Genomic DNA, 3,690 nt, shown 5'->3' with positions numbered 1-3,690 from the left:
CCTCGTCGAACACGCCCTCATGGCACGGCTCAAGTAGACGACGCCATACGGCAGTTGTCGTAGTTGTCGGGTAGCGGGCTGTGTCGTTTGACACGGCCCGCCCCGTCGTTCATAACGTTTCGACAGAGAATTGGGGCCGAGCTGCCACCCCTTGCACACGTTTGGTGTCACTGTGCTCACATGAGCCTCGCCTTTTGACGGGGCTCGTTCTTTATGCCCGTTTTATCTGGGGGTTGGACCACTCGGAATCTCAGATTCCAGGTGTTTGGAATGGGACGGCTCGGCGTGCTGGAATTCGTCGAACTGCCGAGTAGTACGGCTATGAACGAACCACGGCACAGCGTAGGTGCCGACGCCGAGAGGTTGTTGGTCGAGTGAGGCGAAGCAAGACGAGCTCCGCAGAGCAGCAGGCGCGGGGCAACTTCACCCCGCCGCCGCGCACAGCGGTGACGCCTGCGGACACGTCGGGTGGTTCGAGCGCGTCCCCGGCCGCCGGCAGCTCCAGCAAGCTGTCTCCGCGCAACTGGCGGGTGCCCACCCGCCTGAACGCGATCCTCCTCATACCCGTCCTCGTCGGACTGGTCATGGGCAGTTTCCAGGTGAAGCAGTCCATAGACACCTGGAGCGAGGCGCAGGACGCCGAGAAGACGGCGCTGATCGTGCGCGCCGCCTCGGAGTACGGCCAGGCCCTGCTCAACGAGCGCGACCTCACCGCCTCCACGCTGCTGCTGGCCACCAGCGAGGCCGACCGCAAGAGCCCCGCCGTCACCGAGGCGTACGAGACCACCGACGCCGCCGCGGCCAAGTTCCGCGAGGCCGTCGAGGACATGCCCGACGGGCAGGGTCTGGAGCGCCGTCTCGAGCTCTTCGACAAGGAGGAGCCGAACCTCGACAAGCTGCGCCAGGCCGCCTACTCCAAGGCGCTCGACCCGGTGCAGACCGAAGAGGGTTACGTCAAGGTCCAGCACGTGCTCATGGAGTTCTCCAACGAGCTCGGCCTCGGCACCGGCAACGTCACCAGCTACGGCCGTACCGTCTACGCGGTCCAGCTCGCCAAGGCCGCCGCGTCGCTGCAGCGCTCGATCGGCATGCACCTGCTGATCCGGCCCAGCCAGGACGAGACCGTCTTCGCCAGGCAGACCGTCGCGTTCAACTCATACAACTACCTCGAGCAGATCGCCATCGGCGAGTACGTCTCCGGCGGCACCGAGGCCGACACCGCCAAGCTCAAGCAGATCATGGTCGGCAAGGCTGCGGACGGCGCGAAGCGGCTGCAGGCCGCGGGCCTCAACCCGCCGAAGGGCCCCGACGGCTCGTTCTTCACCGGCATGGCCGGTGCGATCGGCTCGGGCCTGACCCCGAAGCAGCTCAAGGCCAAGGACGTCACGCCCGAGACCTGGATGGGCGCGGCCACCGCCAAGTTCGACGGCTACACCGAGATCGAGCAGGACCTCGTCGACCGCGCCGTGACCGAGGCCTCCGAGATCTCCGACGACGCCCGCAACGACGCGATCACCAACGGCGCCATCGTCGTCATCGCCCTGCTGGCCGCCTTCATCCTGGCCGGCCTCATGGCCCGCCAGATGAGCCGCTCGATGCGCCAGCTGCGCACCGCCGCCTTCGGCATCGCCGAGCAGCGGCTGCCGATGCTCGTCGACCAGCTCTCGCGCACCGAGCCCGGCCGCGTCGACACCCGCGTCCAGCCCATCCCGATCGACTCCCAGGACGAGATCGGCGAGGTCGCCCGTGCCTTCGACCAGGTCCACCGCGAGGCCGTCCGGCTCGCCGCCGAGCAGGCCATGCTCCGCGGCAACGTCAACGCGATCTTCACGAACCTCTCGCGCCGCAACCAGTCCCTGATCGAGGGCCAGCTGACGCTGATCACCGACCTGGAGAACAACGAGGCCGACCCGGACCAGCTGGAGAACCTCTTCAAGCTGGACCACCTGGCGACCCGTATGCGCCGCAACGGCGAGAACCTCCTCGTCCTCGCCGGCGAGGAGCCCGGCCGCCGCTGGAACCAGCCTGTGCCGCTGGTCGACGTGCTGCGCGCCGCGTCCTCGGAGGTGGAGTCCTACGAGCGCATCGAGCTCAGCGGTGTCCCGGAGACGGAGATCCACGGCCAGGCCGTGACCGACCTCGTGCACCTGCTGGCCGAGCTGCTGGAGAACGCCACCACGTTCTCCTCCCCGCAGACCAAGGTCCGCGTCACCGCGACCCGTCTCCCCGACGGCCGCGTGATGATCGAGATCCACGACAAGGGCATCGGCCTGACCGCCGAGGACTTCGCGGACATCAACCACAAGCTGGCCAACCCGCCGACCGTGGACGCCGCCGTCTCGCAGCGCATGGGCCTGTTCGTGGTCGGGCGCCTCGCCGACCGGCACGGCATCCGCGTCCAGCTGCGTCCCTCGGGCGAGCAGGCCGGCACCACCTCGCTGGTCATGCTTCCCGACGCCATCACGCACGGTGGCGGCGGCGAGGCACTGCCGCAGGACGACTTCACCGTCTCGCAGATCATCCCGGAGCAGCAGTCCTACGAAACCGCCCCGATGCGGACCGCGGCGGAGCTCGGCTTCGACGACTCCCGCTACGAGCAGACCGGCGACAAGGCGCAGCTCGACCCCGTGGGCCGCTCGCTCATGCGCGAGGAGCGCCGTGCGGCGCTGGAGGCGCAGGCACAGGGCGGTGACCGCCCGCTGTTCCGCGACGAGACGGCCCCCTACGCGCAGGAGCGGCAGCAGGAGTACGGCTCCGAGTACGGCCAGGAGTTCTCCGCCCAGGGCTACGCACAGGAGCAGCAGGGCTACGATCAGCAGCCGTACGGGGAGCAGTCGTACGACGAGCAGGGCTACGGCGACCAGGGCTACGGCGAGCAGGGCTACGGCGAGCAGGGCTACGCCGACCACCAGGGAACGGCTGGCGGCTACCCCGAGCACCAGGCCCCGCAGGAGCACCTGCAGGACGCATATGCGGAAGCTGACTACCAGGCTTCGCAGGGTTCCCGGCAGCAGTACGACGGCACCTACGAGACCCAGTCCCACCAGGCAGAGTGGTCGGATCAGGACAGCTACCAGGCTGGCTACGAGCCGGATTTCCGCGCGGAATCGGAATCTGCCCCCAGCGCTCCCGCGAACGGCTCGGAGCGCGTAGGCTTCGAGCGTCCGGGACCCTCTCCGAGCAGCGGTCATGAGATGACCGCGTCCGGTCTCCCCCGGCGCGGCAGCGGTCAGCCGTCACAGCCTCAGCAGGAGGCCCAGCGGCAGTGGCAGCAGCCGGCCGAGCAGGCCCCGCAGGCTCCCCGGAGCGGGCAGGCCGGGGAGAACGGCACCGGCGGCGGGTCCTCCTCCGACGAGTGGCGTTCGACGAACGACGAGCGCTGGCAGCGGGCGGAGAAGCTCCGCGAGCCGAAGGCGGGCGGAGTCACCTCGTCCGGTCTCCCCCGGCGGGTGCCCAAGGCGAACCTGATCGAGGGCACCGCGGAGCAGACCCCGCAGGGCGGCCCACAGGTCTCCCGCGCTCCTGAGGACGTGCGCGGCAGGTTGAGCAACCTGCGGCGCGGTGTCCAGCAGGGACGCAACGCGGGAACGGACACGAACGGACCGGCCACTTACGATCGACCCAGTGGCCCGGGTAGTACCTACAACCAGGAGCGTTAGTGTGAGCCCGATGAGCCAGGCGGCGCAGAAT

1 protein-coding gene is annotated in these 3,690 nt (G+C 68.9%); it reads left to right on the top strand.

The features are described from left to right. Positions 1 to 374 precede the first annotated feature (374 nt). The gene (locus tag HW130_RS35025; protein WP_177153805.1) at positions 375 to 3,659 is read left to right on the top strand and encodes a nitrate- and nitrite sensing domain-containing protein; all 3,285 of its coding nucleotides are present in this window, start codon (positions 375 to 377) and stop codon (positions 3,657 to 3,659) included. Positions 3,660 to 3,690 lie beyond the last annotated feature (31 nt).

The organism is Streptomyces sp. PKU-EA00015, assembly GCF_013387495.1.
GTDB lineage: Bacteria > Actinomycetota > Actinomycetes > Streptomycetales > Streptomycetaceae > Streptomyces.
The sequence above is the reverse complement of the archived record's forward strand: the minus strand, read 5'-3'. Positions and strand labels throughout refer to the sequence as shown.